This window comes from Achromobacter sp. EB05, assembly GCF_044232075.1.
Classification (GTDB): Bacteria; Pseudomonadota; Gammaproteobacteria; order Burkholderiales; family Burkholderiaceae_B; genus Achromobacter; species Achromobacter dolens.
This window is the reverse complement of record NZ_CP155917.1, coordinates 2,256,571-2,280,190: the sequence shown is the minus strand read 5'-3', so window position 1 is coordinate 2,280,190 and position 23,620 is coordinate 2,256,571. Positions and strand designations below refer to the sequence as shown.

The 23,620-nt window shown below is 64.9% G+C and carries 21 protein-coding genes; 15 read left to right on the top strand and 6 right to left on the bottom strand.

The features are described 5' to 3' along the window. Positions 1 to 241 precede the first annotated feature (241 nt). Positions 242 to 1,870: a diguanylate cyclase gene (locus AAID08_RS10490; RefSeq protein ID WP_395757616.1), complete on the top strand. Its 1,629-nt coding sequence runs from the start codon at positions 242 to 244 to the stop codon at positions 1,868 to 1,870. Between the two features lie 50 nt (positions 1,871 to 1,920). Here AAID08_RS10490 and AAID08_RS10485 read toward each other — a convergent pair whose 3' ends face one another. The 3 genes from AAID08_RS10485 to AAID08_RS10475 are packed head-to-tail and all read right to left on the bottom strand — an operon-like array spanning position 1,921 to position 5,171. Continuing rightward, positions 1,921 to 2,535 (bottom strand): flavin reductase family protein, encoded by a 615-nt coding sequence (locus tag AAID08_RS10485; protein ID WP_054504017.1) that lies wholly within the window; start codon positions 2,533 to 2,535, stop codon positions 1,921 to 1,923. A gap of 3 nt (positions 2,536 to 2,538) precedes the next feature. Beyond that, positions 2,539 to 3,498: a carbon-nitrogen hydrolase family protein gene (locus AAID08_RS10480; RefSeq protein ID WP_054504016.1), complete on the bottom strand. Its 960-nt coding sequence runs from the start codon at positions 3,496 to 3,498 to the stop codon at positions 2,539 to 2,541. A gap of 20 nt (positions 3,499 to 3,518) precedes the next feature. Further along, positions 3,519 to 5,171 carry an MFS transporter gene (locus AAID08_RS10475; RefSeq protein WP_336235949.1) on the bottom strand — a complete coding sequence of 551 codons (1,653 nt, stop codon included), beginning with the start codon at positions 5,169 to 5,171 and terminating at the stop codon, positions 3,519 to 3,521. 172 nt (positions 5,172 to 5,343) lie between these two features. Here AAID08_RS10475 and AAID08_RS10470 point away from each other — a divergent pair, with 172 nt between their 5' ends. After that, positions 5,344 to 6,189, top strand: coding sequence for an IclR family transcriptional regulator (locus AAID08_RS10470; protein WP_054504014.1), 846 nt, complete (start codon positions 5,344 to 5,346; stop codon positions 6,187 to 6,189). Positions 6,190 to 6,274: 85 nt separating this feature from the next. On the opposite strand, the gene AAID08_RS10465 is transcribed toward AAID08_RS10470, so the two are convergent. Continuing rightward, positions 6,275 to 7,165 (bottom strand): LysR substrate-binding domain-containing protein, encoded by an 891-nt coding sequence (locus AAID08_RS10465; protein WP_054504013.1) that lies wholly within the window; start codon positions 7,163 to 7,165, stop codon positions 6,275 to 6,277. Positions 7,166 to 7,280: 115 nt separating this feature from the next. Between AAID08_RS10465 and AAID08_RS10460 the strand changes: the two genes are divergently transcribed. Genes AAID08_RS10460 through AAID08_RS10435 form a run of 6 tightly spaced genes read left to right on the top strand, consistent with a single transcriptional unit; the run spans position 7,281 to position 14,588 of the window. Next, on the top strand, positions 7,281 to 8,162 hold the full coding sequence (locus tag AAID08_RS10460) for a hypothetical protein (protein WP_059269900.1): 882 nt from the start codon (positions 7,281 to 7,283) through the stop codon (positions 8,160 to 8,162). Positions 8,163 to 8,204: 42 nt separating this feature from the next. Continuing rightward, a complete protein-coding gene (locus AAID08_RS10455) occupies positions 8,205 to 9,800 on the top strand; it encodes an ABC transporter substrate-binding protein (protein ID WP_395757615.1) in 1,596 nt (531 codons plus the stop codon). A 7-nt stretch (positions 9,801 to 9,807) separates the two neighbouring features. Continuing rightward, on the top strand, positions 9,808 to 10,749 hold the full coding sequence (locus tag AAID08_RS10450; protein WP_054416094.1) for an ABC transporter permease: 942 nt from the start codon (positions 9,808 to 9,810) through the stop codon (positions 10,747 to 10,749). Next, positions 10,746 to 11,603: an ABC transporter permease gene (locus AAID08_RS10445; RefSeq protein WP_049074743.1), complete on the top strand. Its 858-nt coding sequence runs from the start codon at positions 10,746 to 10,748 to the stop codon at positions 11,601 to 11,603. Before AAID08_RS10450 ends, AAID08_RS10445 begins: the two co-directional genes overlap by 4 nt. Further along, positions 11,600 to 13,237 carry an ABC transporter ATP-binding protein gene (locus tag AAID08_RS10440; RefSeq protein WP_395757614.1) on the top strand — a complete coding sequence of 546 codons (1,638 nt, stop codon included), beginning with the start codon at positions 11,600 to 11,602 and terminating at the stop codon, positions 13,235 to 13,237. The genes AAID08_RS10445 and AAID08_RS10440 overlap by 4 nt, the downstream gene beginning before the upstream one ends. A gap of 34 nt (positions 13,238 to 13,271) precedes the next feature. Continuing rightward, complete coding sequence (locus tag AAID08_RS10435; RefSeq protein ID WP_395757613.1) at positions 13,272 to 14,588, top strand: aminotransferase class III-fold pyridoxal phosphate-dependent enzyme; 1,317 nt, start codon at positions 13,272 to 13,274, stop codon at positions 14,586 to 14,588. 53 nt (positions 14,589 to 14,641) lie between these two features. On the opposite strand, the gene AAID08_RS10430 is transcribed toward AAID08_RS10435, so the two are convergent. Next, a complete protein-coding gene (locus tag AAID08_RS10430) occupies positions 14,642 to 15,574 on the bottom strand; it encodes a LysR family transcriptional regulator (RefSeq protein WP_175168082.1) in 933 nt (310 codons plus the stop codon). A 191-nt stretch (positions 15,575 to 15,765) separates the two neighbouring features. Here AAID08_RS10430 and AAID08_RS10425 point away from each other — a divergent pair, with 191 nt between their 5' ends. From AAID08_RS10425 to AAID08_RS10410, 4 genes are all read left to right on the top strand, one after another. After that, positions 15,766 to 16,746, top strand: coding sequence for a Bug family tripartite tricarboxylate transporter substrate binding protein (locus tag AAID08_RS10425; protein ID WP_395757612.1), 981 nt, complete (start codon positions 15,766 to 15,768; stop codon positions 16,744 to 16,746). Continuing rightward, positions 16,746 to 17,531, top strand: a complete 786-nt coding sequence (locus tag AAID08_RS10420) for an SDR family oxidoreductase (RefSeq protein WP_054504006.1) — start codon at positions 16,746 to 16,748, stop codon at positions 17,529 to 17,531. The genes AAID08_RS10425 and AAID08_RS10420 overlap by 1 nt, the downstream gene beginning before the upstream one ends. A 12-nt stretch (positions 17,532 to 17,543) precedes the next feature. Further along, positions 17,544 to 18,221: an RraA family protein gene (locus tag AAID08_RS10415; protein ID WP_175188876.1), complete on the top strand. Its 678-nt coding sequence runs from the start codon at positions 17,544 to 17,546 to the stop codon at positions 18,219 to 18,221. Positions 18,222 to 18,285: 64 nt separating this feature from the next. Continuing rightward, positions 18,286 to 19,434, top strand: coding sequence for a mandelate racemase/muconate lactonizing enzyme family protein (locus AAID08_RS10410; RefSeq protein WP_395757611.1), 1,149 nt, complete (start codon positions 18,286 to 18,288; stop codon positions 19,432 to 19,434). Between the two features lie 82 nt (positions 19,435 to 19,516). On the opposite strand, the gene AAID08_RS10405 is transcribed toward AAID08_RS10410, so the two are convergent. Further along, a complete protein-coding gene (locus tag AAID08_RS10405; protein ID WP_395757610.1) occupies positions 19,517 to 20,674 on the bottom strand; it encodes an alpha-hydroxy acid oxidase in 1,158 nt (385 codons plus the stop codon). 172 nt (positions 20,675 to 20,846) lie between these two features. Between AAID08_RS10405 and AAID08_RS10400 the strand changes: the two genes are divergently transcribed. The 3 genes from AAID08_RS10400 to AAID08_RS10390 all read left to right on the top strand — a co-directional run bounded on the left by AAID08_RS10400 (position 20,847) and on the right by AAID08_RS10390 (position 23,581). Then, a complete protein-coding gene (locus tag AAID08_RS10400; RefSeq protein ID WP_049074773.1) occupies positions 20,847 to 21,746 on the top strand; it encodes a LysR family transcriptional regulator in 900 nt (299 codons plus the stop codon). Between the two features lie 126 nt (positions 21,747 to 21,872). Beyond that, positions 21,873 to 22,541 carry an RraA family protein gene (locus tag AAID08_RS10395; RefSeq protein WP_054416106.1) on the top strand — a complete coding sequence of 223 codons (669 nt, stop codon included), beginning with the start codon at positions 21,873 to 21,875 and terminating at the stop codon, positions 22,539 to 22,541. Continuing rightward, on the top strand, positions 22,538 to 23,581 hold the full coding sequence (locus tag AAID08_RS10390) for a hydroxyacid dehydrogenase (RefSeq protein WP_395757609.1): 1,044 nt from the start codon (positions 22,538 to 22,540) through the stop codon (positions 23,579 to 23,581). The genes AAID08_RS10395 and AAID08_RS10390 overlap by 4 nt, the downstream gene beginning before the upstream one ends. The last annotated feature ends 39 nt before the right edge of the window (positions 23,582 to 23,620 follow it).

Genomic DNA, 23,620 nt, shown 5'->3' with positions numbered 1-23,620 from the left:
GGGCAAATGCACTGGGAGGCCGGATCGGCGTTGACGCGCCAGCGCGCCTCGGCCGGGTAGTCTCGGCCAGAAAGTCTCATGACGCGCCCCGAATCACTGCCAAAATGATGCAATTTTCGCGAGGAACGTGACAGAATATCGGGCACCCGCGTCACGGCTGTACCGCCGAACCCCGTATTGATCAGGTCCTGAAATGCCCGTTATCGGCGATCCGCCTCCAACCCGACCTCCTGGCGAGGGCGTGGGCAGCGGCCATGGCGGGTCCGACGGCGCCCTGGAGCGGCTGGCGCGCCTGGCGCGGCGACTGTTCAATGTCGACACGGCGATCGTTGCCCGCGCCGACGCCGCGGGCGCATGCGAGGCGATGGCCGGCACGCCCCCCGCTTCGCCGCAGCCATGGTCCATGCAATCCCCCATCCGCGCCGCCGACGGACGCGTGCTGGGTAGCGTGCGCCTGCTGCACGGACAGGATCGCGCTTTCACGGATGAAGACAGCCGGAACCTGCAAGACCTGGCGGACCTCGCGGCGACCGCTATCGCCCCCCAAGCGCGCGAGCGCGCCGACGAAATCGCCTGGCGGGAGGAAGCCAGGAAGTTGTCGCTGGCCATCGCCGGTAGCGGCACGGGGGTCTGGGACCGCAACGTGGTGACCGGCGAGATCACCTATTCGCCCGGCTGGAAGGCCTTGCTCGGCTATTCCGAGTCCGAACTCACGACCCGCATCGAAGACGCCTACCAGCGCCTGCACCCGGACGACCTGGGTTTCGTGCAAGCCGCCATGCAGGACCATTTCGACGGCAAGACCGAAAGCTACGAGGTCGAGCACCGCATCCGCTGCAAGGATGGCAGCTACAAGTGGATCTGCAGCCGGGGCAAGGTGGTCAGTCGCGACGAGGCCGGCAAGGCGCTGCGCATGATGGGCACCACCACCGACATCAGCGCGGTGCGCGCCCTGGCGGAACGGCTCAAGCTCACGGCGGACCTGGTCGTCAACCTCACCGACGCCGTGCCCGGCCTGGTCTTTCAGTGCCAGGCCGTGACCGAGGGCGGCGCGAGGTTCTCGTATGTCAGCGCCGGCATCCGCGACATGTTCGAGCTGACCGCCGACGACGTGCGCGCCAGCGCCACCGCGATCGAACAGCGCGTCCATCCCGAGGACCTGCCCGCCTACCGGGCATCGCTGCAGCAGGCGACCGCCGCGCTCACGCGCTGGCACCTGGAGTTCCGCGTTTGCCTGCCGCGACAGGGGGTGCGGTGGCGGCTGGGCGACGCCAGCCCGAGCCGCGAGGCCGGCGGGGGCGTGGTCTGGCACGGCTTCGTCACGGACATCACCGACCGCAAGCGCGCTGAACTGGAATTGCGCGAACTCGCCGCCACCGACGCGCTGACCAGCCTGCCGAACCGCCGCCATTTCATGTCGCGCATCGCCGCGGAGCTTGCGCGTATCAAGAGCGACGGCGGCCACGGTTCGGCGGTGCTGATGTGCGACCTGGACCACTTCAAGCACATCAACGACACCTGGGGCCACGCCATCGGCGACGGCGTGCTGCAGCACTTCGCCCGCATGCTGCGTGCCCAGTTGCGCGAGATCGACCTGGTGGGCCGTATTGGCGGCGAGGAATTCGCCGTCGTGCTGCCGGACACCGACATCGAAAGCGCGCACCTGTTCGCCCACGACGTACAGCGCCGCATCGCGGATACGCCCTATCTGACGGGCGGACAGCGCATTCCGCTGACGGTCAGCATCGGCATTTCCGCGCTGCATACGCACGACGACGACGCGGAACTGGCGCTCAGCCGCAGCGATCGCGCGCTGTATTACGCCAAGCAACGCGGCCGGAACAGGATCGAATCGGTGTTTTTCAGGTAGCGCCAGCCCGACGCATGGGTTTGCCTGACCCGCAGGTTCCGCGGAGCCAATCAAGGAGAGGACGGCCGCGTCAACTGAAAGCGGTCAGTACTACGAGCGTACCAGCCGCCGCCATGCATGCGCGCGACCAGCCCCATCGCCGGGGTATCCACGTGCCCTCGCTGTGCGTCCAGCACATAGGCATCGGACACATGAGCACCCAACACCCGGCCAATCACCACCAGCTGGCGAGGCCCCGTGACGATCGTTGCCTGACTGATGCATTCGAGCGCCACCGGGCAGCCGTCTATCAAGGGAGGCGCCACGCTTCGCGCGGGCCTGGCCGTCAGCCCGGCCGCGGCCAGCTCATCGACGTCGGCCGGATAGTCCGCGCAAGTCTGATTCATCTGCTCGATCAGCGGCTCGGGCACAAGGTTCACCACGAACTCGCCGTTTTCGATGATGTTGGCGCTGGAGTCCTTCAGTTCACCGCTGGAATGACGCATCAAGCCGATCGCGACGGTCGGCGGCTGATGGCCCATGACATTGAAGAAGCTGAATGGCGCCGCGTTTACCACTCCCTGGCCGGACAGCGTCGTCAACCAGGCGATCGGGCGCGGGGTGACGGTGGATGTCAGCACGTTATAGACCGTCTGCGCCGGCAGCGCGCTGAAGTCGAAATGCATGAATCAGGCCTCCTGTTGGCGAACGGCGCAATGACTGGAAACCGCACGCTTTTCGCCGACATCGACATGCAACTGGAACACGTCGGGACGCGCGTAATGGCCCGCCACGTCGAAGTCGTATTTGCCGCGCAGGATCTGATTGGGATCGATGTCGGCGTACAGGATGGTCTCGGCATCGAAATCCGGCCCCGCCACCACTTCGCCCAGAGGATCGATGATGGCGCTGCCGCCACGCATCAGCACGGTGTCGGGCGCGTCGCCCAGCGCACACTCGAAGTCCTCGGGATAAGCGTTGCGACGCAGGTGCTGGCATGCGGTCAGGACATAGCAGCGCCCCTCCAGTGCGATGTGGCGCATGCTGGGAATCCAGGAATCACGATCATCCGCGGTCGGGGCGCAGTACAGCGCCACGCCCTGGCTGTACATGTACATGCGCAGCATCGGCATGTAGTTTTCCCAGCAGATGACGGCGCCGACCTTGCCGAACGGAGTGTCCAGGACGGGCAAGGTCGAGCCGTCGCCGAACCCCCAGATCAGGCGTTCGCCGGCGGTGGGCATCAACTTGCGGTGCTTGCCCGCCAGGCCTTCACGGCCGTTGAAATACAGGACCGTGCAGTACAGTGTGCCGCCATCGGCCTCGATGCAGCCCATCACCACGACACTGTCGGTGTCCGCCGCGGCCTGCGCCACCAGCGCGACTTCCTCGCCGTCCAGACGGATGGCCTGGCTGTGATACCGGGAATAGGCATCGCGGCCTTCGGGCTTGCGCATGCCGATAGGGGCGCCGAAGGAATTTCCCTTGGGATACCCTCCCAGGAAGGCTTCGGGAAACACCAACACCCGCGCTCCCCGCTGCGCCGCCTGACGGATCAATGACGCCGCCTTTTGCGCGCTGGCAATGCTGTCTGTCGGAATGGAAGCCGCCTGAATCACGGCAGCCTTGAAACGCTGTTGCTGGGACATGTTTTTCCTTTTTTATCGGTTCAGTGCGCGGGGTCTTCGTCAATGGCACGAGCGCGGGTGTTTGGCAGGAACAGCGTGCCGACGATACCGACCACCGCGGTCACGATGACGGGATACATCAGGCCGCCAAAGATGTCGCCGCTGGCCTGGGCCAGGTAAGTGGCAGTGAAGGGCACGATGCCGCCGAATATGCCGGCACCAATGTGATACGGGAAGGACAGCGCGGTATAGCGGATGCGGGCCGGGAACAGCTCAACCAGGTAGGATGCGACCGGACCGTAGACCATCGCCACAACGGCGGTCATCAACACCAGGATCAAGATGATGGTGGCGCGATCGACGCGTGCGGGATCCGCACGGTCGGGATAGCCGGCAGAGGTCAGCGCGCGGGCATAAGCGGCGCGGTCAAAGCCGTTGACCGTGGTGGCCCCCACGCTCATGGCAATGGACTGGCCAGGCAAGGGCGCGGCGTACTCAAAACTGATGCCCTTGCCAACCAGGAATTTCTTGGCTTGCACGCAAACCTTCTTATGGTCTGCGTGGCTGCCGATCATGGCGGCTTGCAGCCCGAAGTCGCAGGCCCCGCCGCTGGCGTCGGCGTGTATGCGCACCGGCGTGCTCTGCATGGCTTGCGCCAAGGCGGGGTTGCCAGCCTTGAGCAGCGCGTCGAACATCGAGTGATAGCCGATCGCCGCAATGAACAGTCCGGCCATCATGATCCACTTGCGGCCTATGCGGTCGGACAACCAACCGAACAGCACGAAAGTCGGCGCACCAATGATGAAACCGATCAGGATCAGTGTATAGACGCTGGTCTGATCCAATTGCACGGCCTGCTGCATGAAGATCATGACGTAAAACTGGCCGGTGAAATACGTCGCCCCCTGCCCCGCGGTCACGCCCACTAGCGCCAGCAGCACCAGTTTCAGGCTGGGCCATTGGCCGAAGGTCTCCTTGACCGGATTTCGGGACAAACGGTTCTGCTGCTTCATGCGGGTGAACACAGGCGACTCGTGCAACTTGGCCCGCACGTAGATCGAGACGGCCAACATCACGATCGACAGAATGAACGGCAAGCGCCAGCCCCATTGACGAAACTCCTCCACGCTCATGGAGGCCTGAGTGCAGAGAATCACGACCAGGGACAAGATCAGTCCCGTCGAGGACGTGATCTGGATCCATCCGGTCAGCAGCCCGCGACGCTTCGGCTCGCAGTGTTCCGCCACATAGATCACGGCTCCCCCGTACTCGCCACCCACGGCCAGGCCCTGTACCACACGCAAAGTCAGCAGCAGGATCCACGACAAGTGTCCCGCCGATTGATAGCTGGGCAGACAACCGATCAGCACCGTCGCGCCGCCCATCATCACCACCGTGATCAAAAAGGTGTACTTGCGGCCCAACTTGTCGCCCAGATAGCCGAACATGACCGCGCCCAGTGGCCTGATGATGAACCCCACCGCCAGCGCACCCAACGCCGCCAGCAACGCGACAGTGGGATTGTCCTGCGGAAACAGCACTTGGCTCATGAAGACAGCCAGGGTCCCGTAGATGAAGAAGTCATACCACTCGAACAGCGTGCCCAGTGTCGACGCCACAACCACCTGGCGTTCTTCCCTTCTGCTGAGCATCGAACCCGTGCCGGTCCCTTGCATCGCGACGTGCGCTTCCATGCGTGTATTCCCCGAAGTTATAAATTGATAATGCTGTATCGCTTAACTATTATCAAACTCGCGAACGGCTTTTCAGAACTAGGGGAAACCCCTGGCAGCCACAAGGGCCCCGCGCGGAACGCGCCTGGGTCACTGTTACACTTCTCGCCACAGGATTCGAGGAGGGGGGTGCATGGCCAAGTCCGCCATTACGGCGAAAAACGATTCGGAACAGGCGACGGCCCCGGGTCGCCGAGGTATTCAATCGATAGAAGTGGGCTTTCGTATCCTTGACGTCATCCGCAAGGCTGGCCGCCCCACGCCCCTGAAGGACATCGCCGACGCCTGTGACCTGACCGTGCCCAACGTCCATTACTACCTGGTGAGCTTCCAGAAGGTGGGCGTCGTCCAGCAGCACGCCGACACAGGCCACTACGGCCTGGGGCCGTATGCCCTGCGACTGGGGCTGGCAGCCCTGGAGCAATTCGATGTGTTCAGCAGTGCGCGCCCGATCATGGAGGAAGTCGCCGCGATCACCGGCCACACGGTATTTCTGGGCGTGTGGGGCAACAAAGGCCCAACTATCGTTTATCGCGTCGAAGGCGCCCGCAGCCGTCCGTTGCTGGAACTGCGCGTGGGCAGCGTGCTGCCTCTGTTGTCATCCGCGCTGGGGCGCAACTTTCTGGCGCACCTGCCGGCGGCGAGTACGCGCGAACTCCTCGACATTGAAATGGAGACGCCGGCAGACCGCTATGACGCACAGGCCGCGCATCGCTATACGCCCCAGGAGGTCGAGGCGATTCGCGAAGAAGTGAGAAAACATCACATCAGCCGCTGCCGACATGCGCTGCTCCCGCATTTCACGTCCTTGTCGGCGCCTGTATTCGACATGCTAGGCTCCATGACGGCCGGCATCACGCTGATGGGGCCGGTGGGCGCGATTGATGACGACTTGGCGTCCGATACGGCGCAGTTGCTGCTCGAAAAGTCCCGCGCCATTTCCAGACTGGCAGGGTGGACCGAAGACGCGGCGCCCTGAGTACGTCGGACGTCCGCCTCTCAAGCGCCCCGGCAACGGCCGCCGTGGGGTAACGCCTGCTTGCTGCCTGGGCCAGAGACGCGATCTAGGGCGAGCCGCGCAGGTCGAAAGCCATGCGCAACAACCTGTTGATTTCGCCAGTCAGATGGCGTTTGCGCCCCTGTTCCACGATGCTGATGCTGCGAAACTCCTGTGGCCCCGGCAACGGCAGCACTTTCAATGCCGGGTCTTTGTTCCAATGGACGTTTTGCAACAAGGGCACCAAGCTGACGCCCACTTGCTGGCGCACCAGCGCCGCAATGCCAAGGATCGAGTTCAGCTCCAGGATTTCCTGCGGTTTGACTCGCAATCGGTGCAGCACCCGATCGGCTTTGGAACCGGTGGCGGTATTGCGGTCATAGCGGATGTAGGGCTGAGTGGCCAGCAGCTCGGTGATGTCCGGCGTTTTTGCATGGGCCTGCGCGCTGGCCAGCAGGATCAGCGGTTCGTCATAGAGCCGCGAGCAGCTCAGCCCTTTGAATTCCTGCCTGGGCGACTTCACCACGACCGCCGCATCCAGCTCGCCGGCCAGCAGCAGCGGCGCCAGCTCATCAGAACGCGCGCTGGTCAGCGTGACCGACACTTTGGGATGGATGGCCTTTAGCTGCACCAGGCAATTGGCCAGCAGCCCCATGGCCGAAATGATGCCGCCCACGGTGATTTCGCCTTCCATGCGCAAATCCCGATCCGGGTCTTCAAGCATTGCTTCGTAATCGGCCACCAAGCGCCTGGCGCGCGGAAGCAGCAGCGTCCCGTCGCGACTCAAACTCGTCTGTCTGTGATTGCGCTCGAACAACGTACGGCGCATTTCGTCTTCAAGCGCGCGCATTTGCTGACCGACGGCGGCGCTAGTCAACGCGACCCGGTCGGCCGCGGCGGCAAAGCTGCCCTCCTCCGCGACGGCAATGAATGTTCTGAGAAACCGGATGCTGCTCATGGCGCGAGGCGATTTTTATATAAAGATTTACTTTACTCTAATTAAAACTAAATTAGATTTTCTTTGTATAGGCACTGGCGGATACTGCGGGTCTTCTCATTGAATGGTGTAGACCATGAGCACTGCTACCCCGGATTCCCAGGCCGACCTGCTGGCGCGGCAAAACGCGCGGCGTCTATACGACCAAGGGCCGACAACGGTCTATGCCCATGCGGGCGACAAACGCTTCGCCTATTGTCTTTACGTTCCCGAATCCATCGAAGACGCAACGCGTCCCGTGGATCTCGTGGTGGTCGTGCACGGGTCCAACCGCGCGATGGAAACCTACCGGAACAGCTTTGCCGAGTTTGGCCGCTGGAACGACTGCGTCATCCTGGCGCCGCTGTTTCCGGTGGGCGTGCTGGGCGATGGCAACGGCGACGGCTACAAGCAGATTCTTGAAGGGGATATCCGCTATGACCAGATCCTGCTGGATATGGTCGCCGAGGTCGGCAAGAAGTACGGCCGCAACTTCGACACCTTTGCCCTCTTTGGCTATTCGGGCGGCGGCCAGTTCACCAATCGCTTCTGCTACCTGCACCCCGACAGGCTCTGGGCCGCATCGATCGGCGCGCCGGGTTCGGTCACGCTGCTGGACACCGCGCGCAAGTGGTGGGTGGGCGTCGCGGACATGGAGACGCGGTTTGGCAAGGCGCTGAACCTTGATGCGCTGCGTCAGGTCCCCATCCACATGGTGGTCGGCGCGGCGGATCTCGAAACCTGGGAAATCACCCATCGCCCCGGCGGCAAGCACTACATGGAAGGCGCCAACGACGCCGGCCGCACCCGGCCCGAGCGGCTGGAACGCCTGCGCGCCAGCTTCGAAGCGGCGGGGGTGAGCGCCACGCTGGATCAGATTCCCAACGTGCCCCACATGGGCATCAAAGTCATGCCGGCCGCGCAGAAATTTTTCGCGGCGGTGTTGCGCGAACGGCGGGCTCGCCAGGCGCAGCAATAAGCACAAGCGGCACGGCCAGGTCCTGGCCGCGCCGCCCACCCATTGAAGGAGGATTACTTCATGCGCAACAGTGTAAAGGCCGCCCTGGGGTACGCCGCGCTGGCGTTGACGCTGGCAACGGCCGGAAGTCTCGCCGCCGAGCCATCACGGATTCAGGTCGGCATCAGCGGTGATATCCGCAGCACCGACCCCGGCGTCAACCGGGACGAGAACACCGACGCCGTCGTCATGCATATAGTGGAAGGCCTGGTGGCCTACCGCGAAGACGCGACCGTGGGGCCGTTGCTGGCCGACTCGATCACGGTTTCTGATGATGGACGCAGCTACCGCTTCAAACTGCGCGAGGGCGTGCGGTTTCATAACGGGGCGCCGCTGACCGCCGCCGAAGTCTTGTGGACCTGGCGCCGCTACCTCGATCCCAAGACGCAATGGCGCTGCCTGGGCGACTTCGACGGCCGCGGCTTGCTAAAGGTGCAGGACATCAGCAGCCCGGACCCGATGACCGTGGTGTTCACCCTGGAACAGCCCAACGCCTTGTTTCTGGCGACGATGGCCAGAACCGATTGCGGGGGCACGGGCATTCTGCATCCGGATTCGCTGACGCCGGAAGGCGCGTGGCGCTCGCCGGTGGGAACCGGGCCGTTCAAGCTGGGGCAATGGCAACGCGGGCAATATGTGGAGCTGCAACGCTTTGCTGACTATGCGCCGCGTGCCGAGGCAAAGCCTGACGGGTATACCGGCAACAAGGCCGCGCTGGTGGACCAGGTGCGCTTTGTCGTGATCCCCGACAATGCGACGGCCAAGGCCGCGCTGATGGCGCGCGGCGTCGATCTGCTGCCCGACGTAACGGCGACCGACGCGGCTGACTTGAAGCAGGTCAAGGGGTTGACCGTCCAGGTCAGCCCGGCAATGTCCATCAACGGCCTGCTGTTCCAGACCCGCGACCCTTTGCTCAAGGATGTGCGTATCCGCCGCGCCATTGCGCTGTCGCTGGACTACGGCCAGATGGTGGCCACGCTGTCCAGCGGACTGTCCAAGGTCAACAATTCGGCCGTGCCCAGCAGCAGCACCTACTATGACGCGGCGACGGCCAAGGGCTACCGCACCGATCTGGCCGAGGCCCGCGCCTTGCTGAGCGCGGCCGGCTATCGCGGTCAGCCGATCAAGATGATTGTGAACAAGCGCTACCCGCAGATGTTCGATATGGGCATTCTGAGTCAGGCCATGCTGGCGGCCGTGGGCATCAACATCCAGATGGAGACGCTGGAGTGGGGCACGCAGCTTGAACGCTACCAGAGCGGCAACTATCAGATGATGGCGTTCTCGTATTCTCCCCGCTTCGACCCGGCCTTGAGTTTCGAGCAGATACTGGGTGACAAGTCCAGGGAGGCCCGCAAGGTCTGGGACAACGGTGAAGCCATCGACATCCTGCGCCAGGCCATGCGCGAAGCCGATCCGGCCAGGCGCCAGGCGCTATTCGATCGGTTGCACGACATGCTGATCAAGGACGTGCCCATGGTCATCATCTACAACGGGACCGCCATCGGCGCCTTCCGTGATGGCGTCCAGGGCTATCGAACCTGGCCGATTTCCAAGCCGCGCCTGTGGGGCGTGTCTTTGGCGGCGACCACGAAATAGGCCCGTCATGTTGCGATTCTTCATTCAGCGCCTGGGCATGGCGCTGCCCACCCTGCTGCTGATCTCGATCATGGTTTTCGGCCTGATCCGCTTCATCCCGGGCGACCCCGCCCTGCTGATGCTGGGGGATATGGCGGACGCGCAAAGCCTTGCCGACATGCGCAAGGCCCTGGGACTGGATCACTCATTCGTGACCCAGTACCTGATCTGGATACGGGCGGTGCTGGGCGGCGACTTCGGCTTGTCGATCAGTAGCAGCCAGCCGGTGCTGGGCCTCCTGGTCGAGCGCTTCAGCGTCAGCGCCGTCATCGTGCTGATCTCGGTGGGACTGGCAGTGCTGCTGGCCGTTCCCGTGGGCCTTTACGCCGCCTGGAAGCAGAACAGCCTGATGGATCTGGGCCTGGTCGCCGGCGCCACCCTGCTGCTGTCAATTCCCGCCTTCTGGCTGGGCTTGCTGCTGCTGTACTGCTTCGGCATGACGCTAGGGTGGCTGCCCATCGTCGGCTACGTCAGTGTCAGCGCGGATCCGTTGCGCGGCCTGAGCTATCTGGTCCTGCCGGTGGTGACGCTGACGCTCGTGGAGTTCGGCTCCATCGCCCGCATGGCCCGCGCCAGCACGATCGAGGTCTTGCGGCTGGAATACATCGCCCACGCCCGCGCCAAGGGCCTGTCGGAATCGGCGGTGCTGTGGGGCCATGCCTTGCGTAACGCCTTTGCGCCGACCTGGACGCTCGTGGGCCTGATCCTGGGCAATCTGCTGGGCGGCATTGCGGTGTTGGAAACCGTCTTCACCCTGCCCGGCATCGGCCGGCTCATGGTGGATTCGATCTTTGCCCGTGACTATCCGGTCCTGCAGGGGTGTCTTTTGTTGATCACCAGCATCTATGTGGTGGTGAATTTGATCGTTGACCTGCTGTATCCGGTCTTTGATCCCAGGGTGAAACTATGAATGGCGACGTCATCTCCTTGCCGGCCGCCCCCGTGCGGCGCCGCGGCCTGCCCGCGCTCAATGCCTTGATTGGCGGCGGCCTTCTGCTGGGATTGGTCGCGCTGGCGCTGCTGGGCCTGGTGTGGACGCCGTACGACCCGCTCAAGCTCGATCTGAGCCTTCGGCTGCAGGCGCCCGGCGCGCGGCACTGGCTGGGCACGGACGAGTTCGGCCGCGACGTCCTGAGCCGGCTGATCATCGGCGCATCGACCAGCCTGTGGATCAGCCTCCTGTCCGTGGCGGTGGCGTTGGGATGCGGCACCCTGATCGGTATGCTGGCCGGCTACCTGCGCGGCTGGACCGACCGCATCCTGATGATGTTCAACGACGCCCTGCTGGCCTTTCCCGGCATTTTGCTGGCCCTGGGCATTATGGCCGTGCTGGGCGCCAGCCAGTACAGCATCGTCCTGGCGTTGGGCATGGCCTACACGCCGTCGGTGGTGCGGGTGGTTCGCGGCAGCGTGCTGTCGCTGCGTGAGCGCGAATTCATCGAGGCCTCCCGGGTCATTGGCAATTCCGAGCTATACACGATGTTCCGCCACATCGTTCCCAACTGCCTCGCGCCCGTGTGCGTGCTGGCCACCAGCATGTTCGGCTGGGCCTTGCTGTCCGAAAGCGCACTGAGCTTTCTCGGACTGGGCGTACCGCCGCCCGCGGCCACCTGGGGCAGCATGCTGGCGGCCAGCCGTCCCTACATTGCGTCGGCCGCATGGCTGGGCGTGTTTCCCGGTGTGCTGATCAGCATGGCCCTGCTGGGTATCAATCTGTTTGGCGATGCCCTGCGTGATCGCCTCGATCCGCGCATGAGGAAATGAACATGACCGAGAACGCACCCCTGTTGTCTGTGAAGCACCTGAAGATTCGTGCCGGCGTGGATGGCCCGCTGGCCGTGAACGATGTCAGCTTCGAGCTGGCGCCAGGCGAAATCCTGGCGCTGGTGGGAGAGTCGGGCAGCGGCAAAACCATGGCGGCGCGCGCCGTCATCGGCCTGTTGCCCGCCCCCATGCAGGTGGCGGACGGCAGCATCGGCTTCAAGGGCCGGACGCTGGACACGCGCAATGCCCGCGCCTTGCGCCGGGTTCGCGGGGCCGAGATCGGCATGGTTTTCCAGGAACCCATGGTGTCGCTCAACCCGGCACTGACCATCGGCCGCCAAATGAGCGAAGCGCTCAAGCTGCATACGCGGCTCGGCGCGGCCGAGATCCGCCAGCGTTGTCTCACCATGCTGGAGCGCATCGGCATCAAGGACCCGGTACGCTGCCTGACCGCTTATCCGCATGAGTTCTCGGGCGGCATGCGCCAGCGCATCATGCTGGCGTCCGTCATGCTGCTGCGTCCGGCGTTGCTGATCGCGGATGAGCCCACCACGGCGCTTGACTGCCTGGCCCAGCTCGATGTCATCGAACTGATGCTGGAGCTCACGCGTGAACAAGGCACGGCCGTGCTGTTCATCAGCCATGACCTTTCGCTGGTGGCGCGCTATGCCCACAAGGTTGTGGTCATGCGAAATGGGCAGGCGGTCGAACAGGGGCCCACGGCCTCGATCCTGTTGAACCCGCGAGCCGAATACACCCGTCAGTTGCTGGAGGCACTGCCCCGCCGCGGTGTCCTGCCGCCCTTGCCCCATGCCAGCGCACCGCTGGTCGAGGTCAAGGACGTATGCGTCGAGTACCCCGGTCCGCGCAGCTTCTGGCAGCGCGGCGCCGCCTATCGCGTGGTGCGCGGCGTGGACCTGAGCATCGCGCCAGGTGAAACGCTGGCGCTTGTCGGAGGCAGCGGTTCCGGCAAGACGACGCTGGGGCGCGCGGTGGCCGGATTGGTCAAACCCCGCGCCGGGAGCATCAGGTTCGAAGGCGTGGACCTGCTCAAGTCCGTCAACCGCCGCGCCCGCCTGCAATGCCAGATGATCTTTCAGGATCCGTATTCCTCGCTGGACCCGCGCATGCGAATCGGGCAGATCCTGGCCGAACCCCTGCGGCATTGCGATGACTTGAACGACGCGCAGCGCCGCGCGCGCGTGGCGGAAACGCTGAACGACGTCGGCCTGAATCCGTCGTTCCGGGACCGCTTCCCACATCAACTGTCTGGCGGCCAGCGTCAGCGTGTGGCCATCGGCCGCGCCCTGGTACGCCGGCCGAAGATGGTCATTGCCGATGAGCCGATCTCGGCATTGGACATGACCATCCAGAAGCAGATTCTGGATCTGTTCGAGCGTCTGCAGCAGCAATACGGCTTTGCCTGCCTGTTCATCTCGCACGATCTGGCCGCGGTCGAACGCATCGCGCATCGCGTGGCGGTGATGAGCCAGGGCGAAATTGTCGAAATCGCCGCCCGCGACGCCTTGTTCGACACGCCGCAACACCCTTACACCCGCAAATTGCTGGCCGCGGCCAGCCCGCTGGAAAAGCTGGCCAACGGGGGCTATCGCATCCGCCCGGCCCAAGCCTGAGCCGGCCGCCGGCTCAACCCATCAAGGAGATTCCATGACCGACGCCAGTCCCGTTTCCAATGCCTTCTGGGCGCCTTTCACCCCGATGCGGCAGTTTCACCAACAGCCCATGATGTTCGACAGCGCCGAAGGCATGTACTACCGCACGCCCGACGGCCGCCAGATTCTCGACGCCATGGCCGGCCTGTGGTGCGTCAACGCCGGCCACGGCCAGGCGAGCATCGTTCAAGCCATTCAAGAGGCCGCCGCGCGCCTGGACTTCGTTTCCTCGTTCAAGATGAGCCATCCGGGCGCGCAGGCCATGTCGGATGCCTTGATTGCCCTGGCGCCCGAGGGCATGACCAGAGTGTTCTTCACCAACTCCGGCTCCGAAGCCGTCGACACCGCCTTGAAAATTGCGCGCGCCTATCATCAGGCTCGTGGCGACAGCCGCCGCACCAAGTTCATCGGCCGGGCCAAGGGCTATCACGGCATGGGATTTGGCGGCTTGTCCGTCTCGGGCATCGGGCGCCAGAAGCGCGACTTCGGGCCGCTGCTGGGCGAGGTCAGCCATTTGCCGCTGCCGTATGACGCCAGCATGCGCTTTAGCGCCGGGCAACCGGATCATGGCGCCGGCTATGCGGAAGCGCTGGCGCAGTTGCTGGACATCCAGGACCCCGGCACGGTGGCCGCCGTCATTGTCGAGCCGGTCACCGGTTCCGGCGGCGTGTATCCGCCCCCGGTCGGCTACCTGCAACGCTTGCGCGAGCTGTGCACGCAACATGGCGTGCTGTTGATCTTTGACGAAGTGATCACCGGTTTTGGGCGCGTGGGCGACAACTTCGCCTCGCAGGTGTTTGGCGTTACCCCAGACCTGATGACCGTGGCCAAAGGCCTGACCAACGGCGCGGTGCCCATGGGCGGCGTCATCGTCGGCGGCGCCGTCTACGAAGCGTTCATGGCCGGACCGCCGCAGGTGGTGGAGCTGATGCACGGCTACACCTATTCCGCCCATCCGCTGGCGTGCGCGGCCGGCCTGGCGACGCTGCGTCTGCACCAGGACCTGGAGATCAACGCCCGGGTGCGGCAGATCAGCTCCCATTGGCAGTCGCAAGCGCTGGCGCTCGAAGGTCTGCCGCATGTGAACGATGTGCGCAGCATCGGCCTGCTGTGCGCCGTCGACCTCGCGCCGCGCGCCGGCGCGGCCGGCATGCGGGGCGCGGATGTCGCCCGCCATTGCTTTGAGCAGGGCGTACTGGTGCGGGCGTCCGGCGACATGATCGTCATTTCGCCGCCGCTGATCATCAGCCCTGCCCAGGTCGAACAGATTTTTGAATGCTTGCGACGAGCGCTTCTTGTTGACGGCATCTGACCGGGCCGGCGGCTGATGCGAAGAACATGGAGCAGCGATAAAAAACGAACGCGTCACAACCCCGGCGGCGGATCTGAAGCGTATCCCTTCAAATGGGCAAGAAACGCCCGGGAGGCCACAGTAAGCGTGTCCTCCAGATAGACAACCTCCAGACTGGTATCGAGCAATTTGCTTGGGTCGCGTAGCGCCACCGCGACCACATCTTTCCGGGCGGAGCGCGCCGCGGTGGACGGAACCAGCGCCACGCCCAATTTTCCGGCGACCAGCGCGATGATCGTGTGGATATGCGCCGCTTCCTGAACGATCTGCGGTTGGAATCCCGCTTCGAGGCACGCGGCGCTGATGCGTTGGTGAAAGGCTGGCACGCGACTGGCAGAGAAAGATACGAATCGCTCGTCACTGAGTTCAGCCAGACGGATCGCTTTGCGAGAAGCAAACGGATGCCCGCGAGGCAACAGCGCCACCAGGCGGTCTCGAGAGACCGGGAAATGAAGGCTTCCGGCAGGATAGGGAACGGGCGGCGTCAGCACCCCCAGGTCGATTTTGCCCTCGTCCACCATTGAGGCGATCTCGATGGATACGCCTTCAACCAATCGAAGCCGTACTGCCGGGTGAGACGAAGAGAACCGCGCCAAGACTGCAGGAAGCAGGTCGACCATCGCCGACGTGATGAACCCAACCCTGACCTCTCCGAGTTCCCCGCGTCCGACCGCGCGAGCCATGTCGAAAGCGCGAACGCCGTGCGCGATCAGCTTTTCCGCCTCCCCTTTAAGCACAACCCCGGCGGCGGTGAGCTGCACGCCCACCGCGGACCGCACGAACAGCGACGTTCCCACGGCCTGCTCCAACTGCCGCATGGCGACACTGAGCGGAGGCTGTGACATCCGCAACGCTTCCGCTGCCTTGCGCAGGCTTCCACACTCGGAAACCGCCAGGAACTGGCGTAACACCCGAAGATCCGGGATGGCTGAGGGTATATGTCCCATGTATCGCCTAGATCATGAACGATATTAGACGCGATGATCCCATCCACGTAAATTGCTGGCAAGCACCAAAGGCGCCGCACTGGATCGACGGCTTGGTGCGAAGCAACATCCAAGCCAGTATTCATGAAAGTTACCGCGACCCTTGAAGAGTTGCCGTCCGAGAGTTGCTGTCCGCTCATATGGAGCCATACATGCGCTTTGCTCCCATCGCTTTGTCCGTAATTTGCACGTTTTCCGCGTCGGTGTCGTTTGCACAGGGGGAAACCTATCCGGCAAAGCCCATTCGTATTGTTGTTGCGACCCCGCCCGGTTCGACCCCCGATGTGGGCGGGCGGCTCGTGGCTGCGCGCCTGTCGGCCGATCTGAAACAGGCCGTGATCGTTGAAAACCGTCCCGGCGTCAATGGACTGCTCGCAGCCCGCGAGGTGCTCCGCAGTGCCCACGACGGCTACACGCTGCTGCTCGCGCCATCGAGCACCATGGCGATCTCTCCCTACATCCACCCCAAACAGGCGGGATCACTCCCCGCCGATTTCGCCGCCGTCAGCCAGATATACAAGACGGACTTCAGCCTGATAACGCGCGCGGGATCGGGGCTGGAGTCCGTGTCCGACATCATCGCCGCAGCCAAAAACCGGCCTGGAAAGCTGGTCGGCGCGTTTGCCGCGGTGGGCAGCGCCTCGCACGTATCGCTTGAGCTTTTCAAGCAGATGGCCGGTGTCGATATCTACGCGGTGCCCTTCAATGGCAGCCCGGCCGCGTCCCTGGGCGTCGCGTCTGGCGAGGCGGACCTCCTTTTTGAGACGGTTCCATCCACCGAACCCGTGGTGTCTTCTGGAAAGGCGCGACGTATCGCCATGACGGGCCCGGAGCGCTTCGCGTTGGCGCCGTCAATCCCGACGGTGGGCGAAAGCGGATTGCCGGGCTTTGTGGTGACGACATGGGCAGGAATCTTCGCGCCGAAGGACGTGCCAGCGGACCGGATTCAACGGATATCGGATTCGATCGACAGCGTCTTTCAGGACGCGGCTGTCGTGCAGCAGATGGCGGCATCCTCGCTGCTGCCAGGGGAGCCCTCCGCCACGCGATTCCAGGCGATCTGGCTGTCCGATCTTGAAATGTCGAAAAAGGTGGTGGCAGCCGCCCCGGAACTACAGCAGGAGAACAAGTGATGGATTTGGGAATTGATGGCAGGACCGCCCTGGTGATGGGTGCTGGGGGTGGGCTGGGTAGCGCCATTGCCAAAGCGCTCGCGCAAGAGGGGTGCCGCGTGATTCTGGCCGATGTGGATCTTGCTTCGGCGCAGCGGGCGGCTTATGCGATTGCCGAGCTTGGCGGGATCGCGCAGCCCGTCGCCTGGGATCTGTCGGATGTCGGGTCGATCAGCCGCCAAGTGATGCTGGTGAAACAGGAGAATGGGCCGATCGATATCCTGGTGAACAATTCGGGCGGCCCCGCGCCTGGCATGACCCACGACATCACCGAACAGCAATGGCATCGCTACTTCGATTCGATGGTGCTGTCGTTGATGACGCTGACCCGGCTGCTTGTGCCGGATATGCAGGCGCGGCGCTGGGGACGGGTGATCACGTCAACCTCCTCGGGAGTCGTCACTCCGATACCGGGTCTTGCGGCTTCCAATGCCTTGCGGCTCGCCTTGGTGGGCTGGTCGAAATCGCTGGCGCAGGAAGTGGCGAAAGACGGGGTGACCGTCAACGTGGTGATTCCCGGGCGCATCGCCACCCAGCGAATTGCCGCGCTCGATCAGTCTCGCGCCAAAGCGGCCGGGCTGACGCAGGAGATGGTCGCCGCCAGCAGCACATCGACCATTCCGGCTGGCCGCTACGGGGAGCCCGCCGAGTACGCCAACGCCGTGGCGTTTCTTGCAAGCCAATGTGCGTCCTACATCACGGGGACGTCGCTGCGCGTGGACGGTGGGCTGATTCCCGCCATTTGAACGAGAGAAGACATGACTATTGATGCACAAAGCCGACGCGAGATTCGCGCGCGATTCTTGAAGGTTGACACCGCCAATGTGGCGGACGTCATGGACACCATGGGCCTGATGGACCAGAGTCTTGCGCCAGAGTTCAGGCAATTCACCGGCACGGACAAGCTGGCGGGCTGGGCGTATACCATTCGCGGCCAGATGGTCCCCGGCCCGCTCGGCGGCGACGAACAGAAGATGCAGGCCTGCCAACAGGTGTCCGAGGATGAAGTGACCGTCTGGAGCGGCGATGGCAAAGGCGTCTGCTACTTCGGCGAACTGATCGCCCTTGGCATGCGGGAGCGGGGAGCCGTGGGGGCTTTGATCGACGGGGGAATCCGCGATATTCATTGGCTGCACAAGATGAACTTTCCCATCTTCGCCAAATACCGGACGCCGACGCAATCCATCGGCCGCTGGCGCGTTACCGGGTTTCGCGAGACCGTCTACCTCGCGGGAGCCACCAGCGCGCTCGTCTCCGTCAGCCCGGGCGACTTCATTCTTGCCGACGCCGACGGCGCGATCGTTATTCCCGCGCGGCATGTCAACGACGTGCTCGCCGAGGCGGAACGGCTCACCGCCCAGGAACTGCAACTGCGCGCCGAGCTGAACCACGGCCTTACCCTGTCGGACGCCCTTGCCAAGTACGGACATGTCTGAGCTTTCGTTTCGCCCCCGCCATGCAGACGAGTCCATCGGATCAGCGCGGGCGACCGCGGCCACAATGGTTTCCGCGCTGCCGACCACGACCGTGACTGGCGTTTCGCTCTATGCGTACGTCGCGCCGGCCGAGTCGATCGCGTCGTCCTTTGGCGTACGCAGCGAACGCGGCGCCGTTCTGATCCGGGTCGAGGACGCATCCGGATCCTTCGGTTGGGGCGAAGTGTGGTCGGGCATGCCGGCTTCCGGCGCCTTGCACCGGCTGAATCTGCTTCGCGAGTTCGTCGCCCCCGCGCTGGTGGGCACAACATTCCAGGCGGTGCAGCCAGCCATCGCACGCCTGCGCAGCCTGACGCTGCCGATCATTCGCCTGGCGGGAGAGCGAGGGCCTGTCGCGCAGATTCTTGGCGGCATGGACACGGCGCTCTGGGATCTCCAGGCCAGGCGAATGGGTCTGCCCCTGTATCGCGTACTCGGGGGCACGCAAGCCCGCATGCGCTGCTATGCGAGCGGCCTGGCCCCGGACACGCCGGCCGCTCGCCTGGATGTCTTGCGGCAGGCGGGATATAACGCATTCAAGTTCAAGGCCGGATTCGACGATGCCAGGTCTATCCCGCTATTGCTCCGGCAACGGCGGGCGCTGGCGCCAACAGAGGCGATGATGCTCGATGCAAATTGCGGGTGGGATCTCGCCACTGCCACGCAAGCGCTGGCGCAGTTGGATGACGGCGATTTTTCCTGGATCGAGGAACCGCTGGGCCCGGAATGTCCCGCCGCCGAATGGCAGGCGCTCAAAGCCAGGACGCGAATCCCGATTGCTGCCGGTGAGAACCTTGCCGATATCGACGAATTCGTCGCCGCCCTGTCCTGGCTCGATGTCATTCAACCCGACGCGGCGAAATGGGGAGGAATCAGCGGCGCTCACGAAGTCGGACTTCGCGCCATCGCCGCGAACAGGCAGTTCTGCCCCCATTCGTTCGGAACCCAGGTCGCCGCCATTGCGTCCGCTCACGTCCTCGCCGCGACGGGAGGGGGAGGATACCTGGAGCTGGACGTCAACCACAACCCGCTTCGGGCCACGTCCACTTACGGGGAATGGATCAAAGACGGCGTGCTGTCGCTGACCGAAGCGCCCGGCTTGGGATTCGAACTTGATCTGCGCGGTATCGAACCTTACTGCCGCGCTTCCTGCGTGATCGGCGCGAACGCATGAAGGACGGCCTCCAGCACGGTATCTGACTGGCGCGCGGTGTCGGACAAAAAGCGCCCAACGTGGCCTGGCACCGTCCGCACGGCTATCGGCAGCGTTGCAACAAGCTCTCGTTGATCTCCCGCAGATCGACGATACCCAGCAAACCCATGTCGCGCCTGATTTCCTCGGAGATCAGCGCGATGGCATGGGCCACGCCGCGCTCGCCCGCCACCGTGGCCGCATAGTTGAACGGCCGGCCGACGAATACGCAGCGCGCGCCCAGCGCCATCGCCTTCAGCACGTCCGTGCCGCGTCGCACGCCGCTGTCGAGCATGACGTCCATGCCGCCCGCGGCGTCCACGATCGCGGGCAAGGCCTGCAGGGGCGCCAGGCTGCCGTCCAGTTGCCGCCCCCCATGGTTGGACACGATGACCGCGTCCATGCCGTGCGCGCGCGCGGTGCGCGCGTCGTCCGGATGCAGGATGCCCTTCAGGACCATCTGGCCTTTCCAGGTCTTGCGTATGGCGGCGACGTGCTGCCAGTTCAGGTGCCCGCGATCGGAAAAGTCGCGCAGCACATGCCTGGACAGAATTGGCGCGCCGCGCGTCGCGTAGTTGTTTTCGAAGTGCGGCATGCCGTGGCGGGCCAGCGTGCGCAGCAGGGTCCCGATCAACCAACGCGGGTGCGTGATGCCCTGCCAGGCCAGGCCTATGCTGGGTCGCAGCGGAGTGGAAAACCCCGCTCGCACGTTGTTCTCGCGATTGGCGGCCACCGGCGTGTCGACCGTCAGCACCAATGTTTCCACGCCGGCGGCGGCGACACGGTCGATCAATGCGGCAATCTGGGCGCTGTCGCCGGGCAGGTAGGCCTGGAACCAGGTCCCCGGGGCCGCCGCCATCACGGTTTCCAGGCGGATCAGCGAGGACCCGCTCATGATGCAGGGCACGCCCGCCGCGGCCGCGGCGCGGGCGAGCGCCACGTCCCCGCGATAGCTGGTCAGCGCCGCAATGCCCATGGGCGCCACGCCGACGGGCGCCGCATACTCGCGGCCCAATATCGTGCAGCGGGTATGACGGCGCGACACGTCCACCAGCACCTTCGGGCGGAACCCGTATTCGCCGAAGGCCTGCCGGTTGCTCCGCTCGGACTGCCCGTCTTCCACCGCGCCCGACACATAGGCATACAGGGGCTTGGGCAGGATCCGCCGGGCGGCGGCTTCGAAGTCGTGCAGGCTGAGCATGCGGCGCAGCGGGTCTGGCATGGCGGGGGTTCCTGGCGGGGCCCGGCGGACGATCCGCCGCGCAAGGGTCATGGGTAACGGCGAACGAATATAGGCCGGCCCGAGGTTTGAATAAAGTGACTTTATTGATGTTCGTTATTACACTTTTCCTCGCCCTCAATCGCCTTGCAGTCGCCCCGACCCTTCACTTCCCATGACGCTCAAGCAACTCGAGGCCTTTTACTGGGCCGCCACCTGCAAGAACTTTGCCATCGCCGCGAATCGCCTGAATATTTCGGTGTCGTCGTTGTCCAAGCGGATCGGCGAGCTGGAATCCTCGATCGGCGCCGCGCTGTTCAGCCGCAGCGCCCGCAGCGCCACCCTGACCGCGCTGGGCGAGCAACTGGTGCCCCATGCCAAGGACCTGCTGCGCAACGCGGACCAGTTCATGCAGCAGGCCAGCAACAACCTCAGCTACTCCGGCCGTTGCCGCTTCGGCGCCGGCGAGCTGACCGCCATGACGTGGATGGCCGGACTGATCGCCGTCATCCAGCAGGCCCACCCCAACCTGCTGGTCGAGCCCTTCGTGGGCGTGGGCGAACTGGTCGAGCGCGGACTGGAGGAAGGCGAGCTCGACTTCGCGGTGATCGCGGGCCCGTCGTCCCGAGCGTCGCTCGCCTCGCGCGTGATCGGCAGCGCCCATTTCGAATGGGTGGTATCGGCCCGGGCCGTGCCCGACGCGGCCTCGCTTGAACCGGCCGATCTGCCGGGCCTGACGCTCATCACCCTGCCGCAAAGCTCGGGCGCGATCCGCATTCTCGACGACTGGCTGACCGAGCAGCGCGTGTCGCCCGGCCGCAATCAATGCTGCAATAGCTGGCCGGGCATCGCCGCCATGCTGCGGCAAGGGCTGGGGCTGGGCTTCCTGCCTGCCGCCTGGGCCCAGGTGTTGATCCAGCGCGGCGACTTGCAGCCGCTGTCGCGCTTTCCGCCCTTGCGCCCCCTGGCCTATACCTTCCAATGGCGCCGCGACGACACCCGGCCCATGCTGGAAAGCCTGCGCACGCACGCGCAGGCCTGCCTGGACTTTCACGCCCCTGCCGGAATGCTCTAGCCCGGGCGCGAGCCGCATGCAACACTTTCCAAAAAGCGTTGTTTTCGACATCAAATTATTCGCTTTAAACCGCCATGAGCCCGGCGTAGAGTCCCCCCGGACAAACATCCAAGGAGACAAAGCGCCATGTCGGAGTTCGGATTCACCCTGCAGGCATGCCCCGCCGGCCCCAGCCGCGAAACGCTCGCGGCCTATCAGGCGTTGGCCGTGGCCAACATCAGCGACGCGATGAGCCGCGCGACCGGCACCTCGGCCCTGCGCCCGATGCATCGCTCGCGCCGCATCCTCGGCCGCGCCTACACCGTGCGCACGCGGCCGGGCGACAACCTGATGGTGCACAAGGCGATCGATTCCGCCGAGCCGGGCGACGTGATCGTGGTCGATGCCGGCGGCGACATGAACAATGCCATCATCGGCGAGATCATGGTTGGCTGGGCCGCCCGGCGCGGGCTGGCCGGTTTCGTGATCGACGGCGCCATCCGCGATAGCGAAACGATCGGCGCGGGCGATTTTCCCGTCTATGCGCGCGGGGTCGCGCATCGCGGCCCCTACAAGGACGGCCCCGGCGCCATCAACGTGCCGATCGCGATCGACGGCATGGTGGTCCTGCCCGGCGACCTGCTGGTGGGCGATGCCGACGGATTGCTGGCCATCCGTCCCGACGAGGCCCCCGCCATCGCGGAGCGCGTGCGCGCGATCGCCGCGGCGGAAGCCCGCGTGCTGGAGGACATCGCGCGCGGCGCGCTGGACCGCGCCTGGGTCGACGCCACGCTCAAGGCGCGGGGCGTGCTGTGAACGCGGCGTCTTCCTCCCAGACCGCCCGGCTCTGCCGCCTGGACCTCTGGCTCAATCCGGTGTTCGACGAGATCATCGGCGCCGCGCCCGGCGTCTCGCTGTCGGTGCTGCCGGCAAGGGGCGACGATGCGCGCACGCTGGCCGGCCTGAAGTCGGCCCATGCGTATCACGTTTCCGCGGCCAAGGACGAACTGCCGCGGCAATGGTTCGTCAATGCCGACCTGATCGCGCAATGCCCGGACCTGGTGTGCGTCTCGTCCGGTGGCGCGGGCTACGACACCATCGACGTGGCGGCCTGCACCGCGGCGGGCATCGCCGTGGTCAACCAGGCGGGCGGCAACGCGGAATCTGTGGCCGAGCACACGTACGCGCTGCTGCTCGCCGTGCAGCGGCGCGTGGTGGAATCGCACCAGCGCCTGCGCCACGATGCCGGCTTCACGCGCGAGGATCTCATGGGCCATGAAATCCATGGCCTCGTCCTCGGCCTGGTCGGCATCGGCAAGATCGGCACCAGCGTCGCCCGCATTGCGCGCGGCTTCGGCCTGCGCGTGATCGCGCACGATCCGCTGCTGTCCGCCGACGCCATCCGCGACCGCGGCGCCGAGCCGGTGTCGCTGGACGAGTTGCTGGCGCGGTCCGACGTGGTGTCGCTGCATTGCCCCCTGGACGCCTCCACGCGCGGCCTGTTCGGCGCCAAGGCCTTCGCGGCCATGAAACGCGATGCGGTGTTCCTCTCGACCGCGCGCGGCGGCATCCACGACGAAGCGGCACTGCACGACGCGCTGCGCGCCGGGCATCTGCGCGGCGCCGGGCTGGACGTCTGGGAACAGGAGCCGCCCGAACGCGACGCCCCGCTGCTGGGCCTGCCCAACGTCGTCGCCACCTTCCACACCGCCGGCGTCACCCACGAAGCCCGGCGCAACGTCGCCCGTTCATCGGCCACGCAGCTCGTTGCGATGCTGCGCGGCGAACGCCCACCGCAACTCGTCAATCCGGAGGTCTGGCCGCTGGCGGCCAAACGCATCGCAAATCTGGCATGACCACGCGGCTTGAGCCATCGCCGGCATCGCAACGCACGA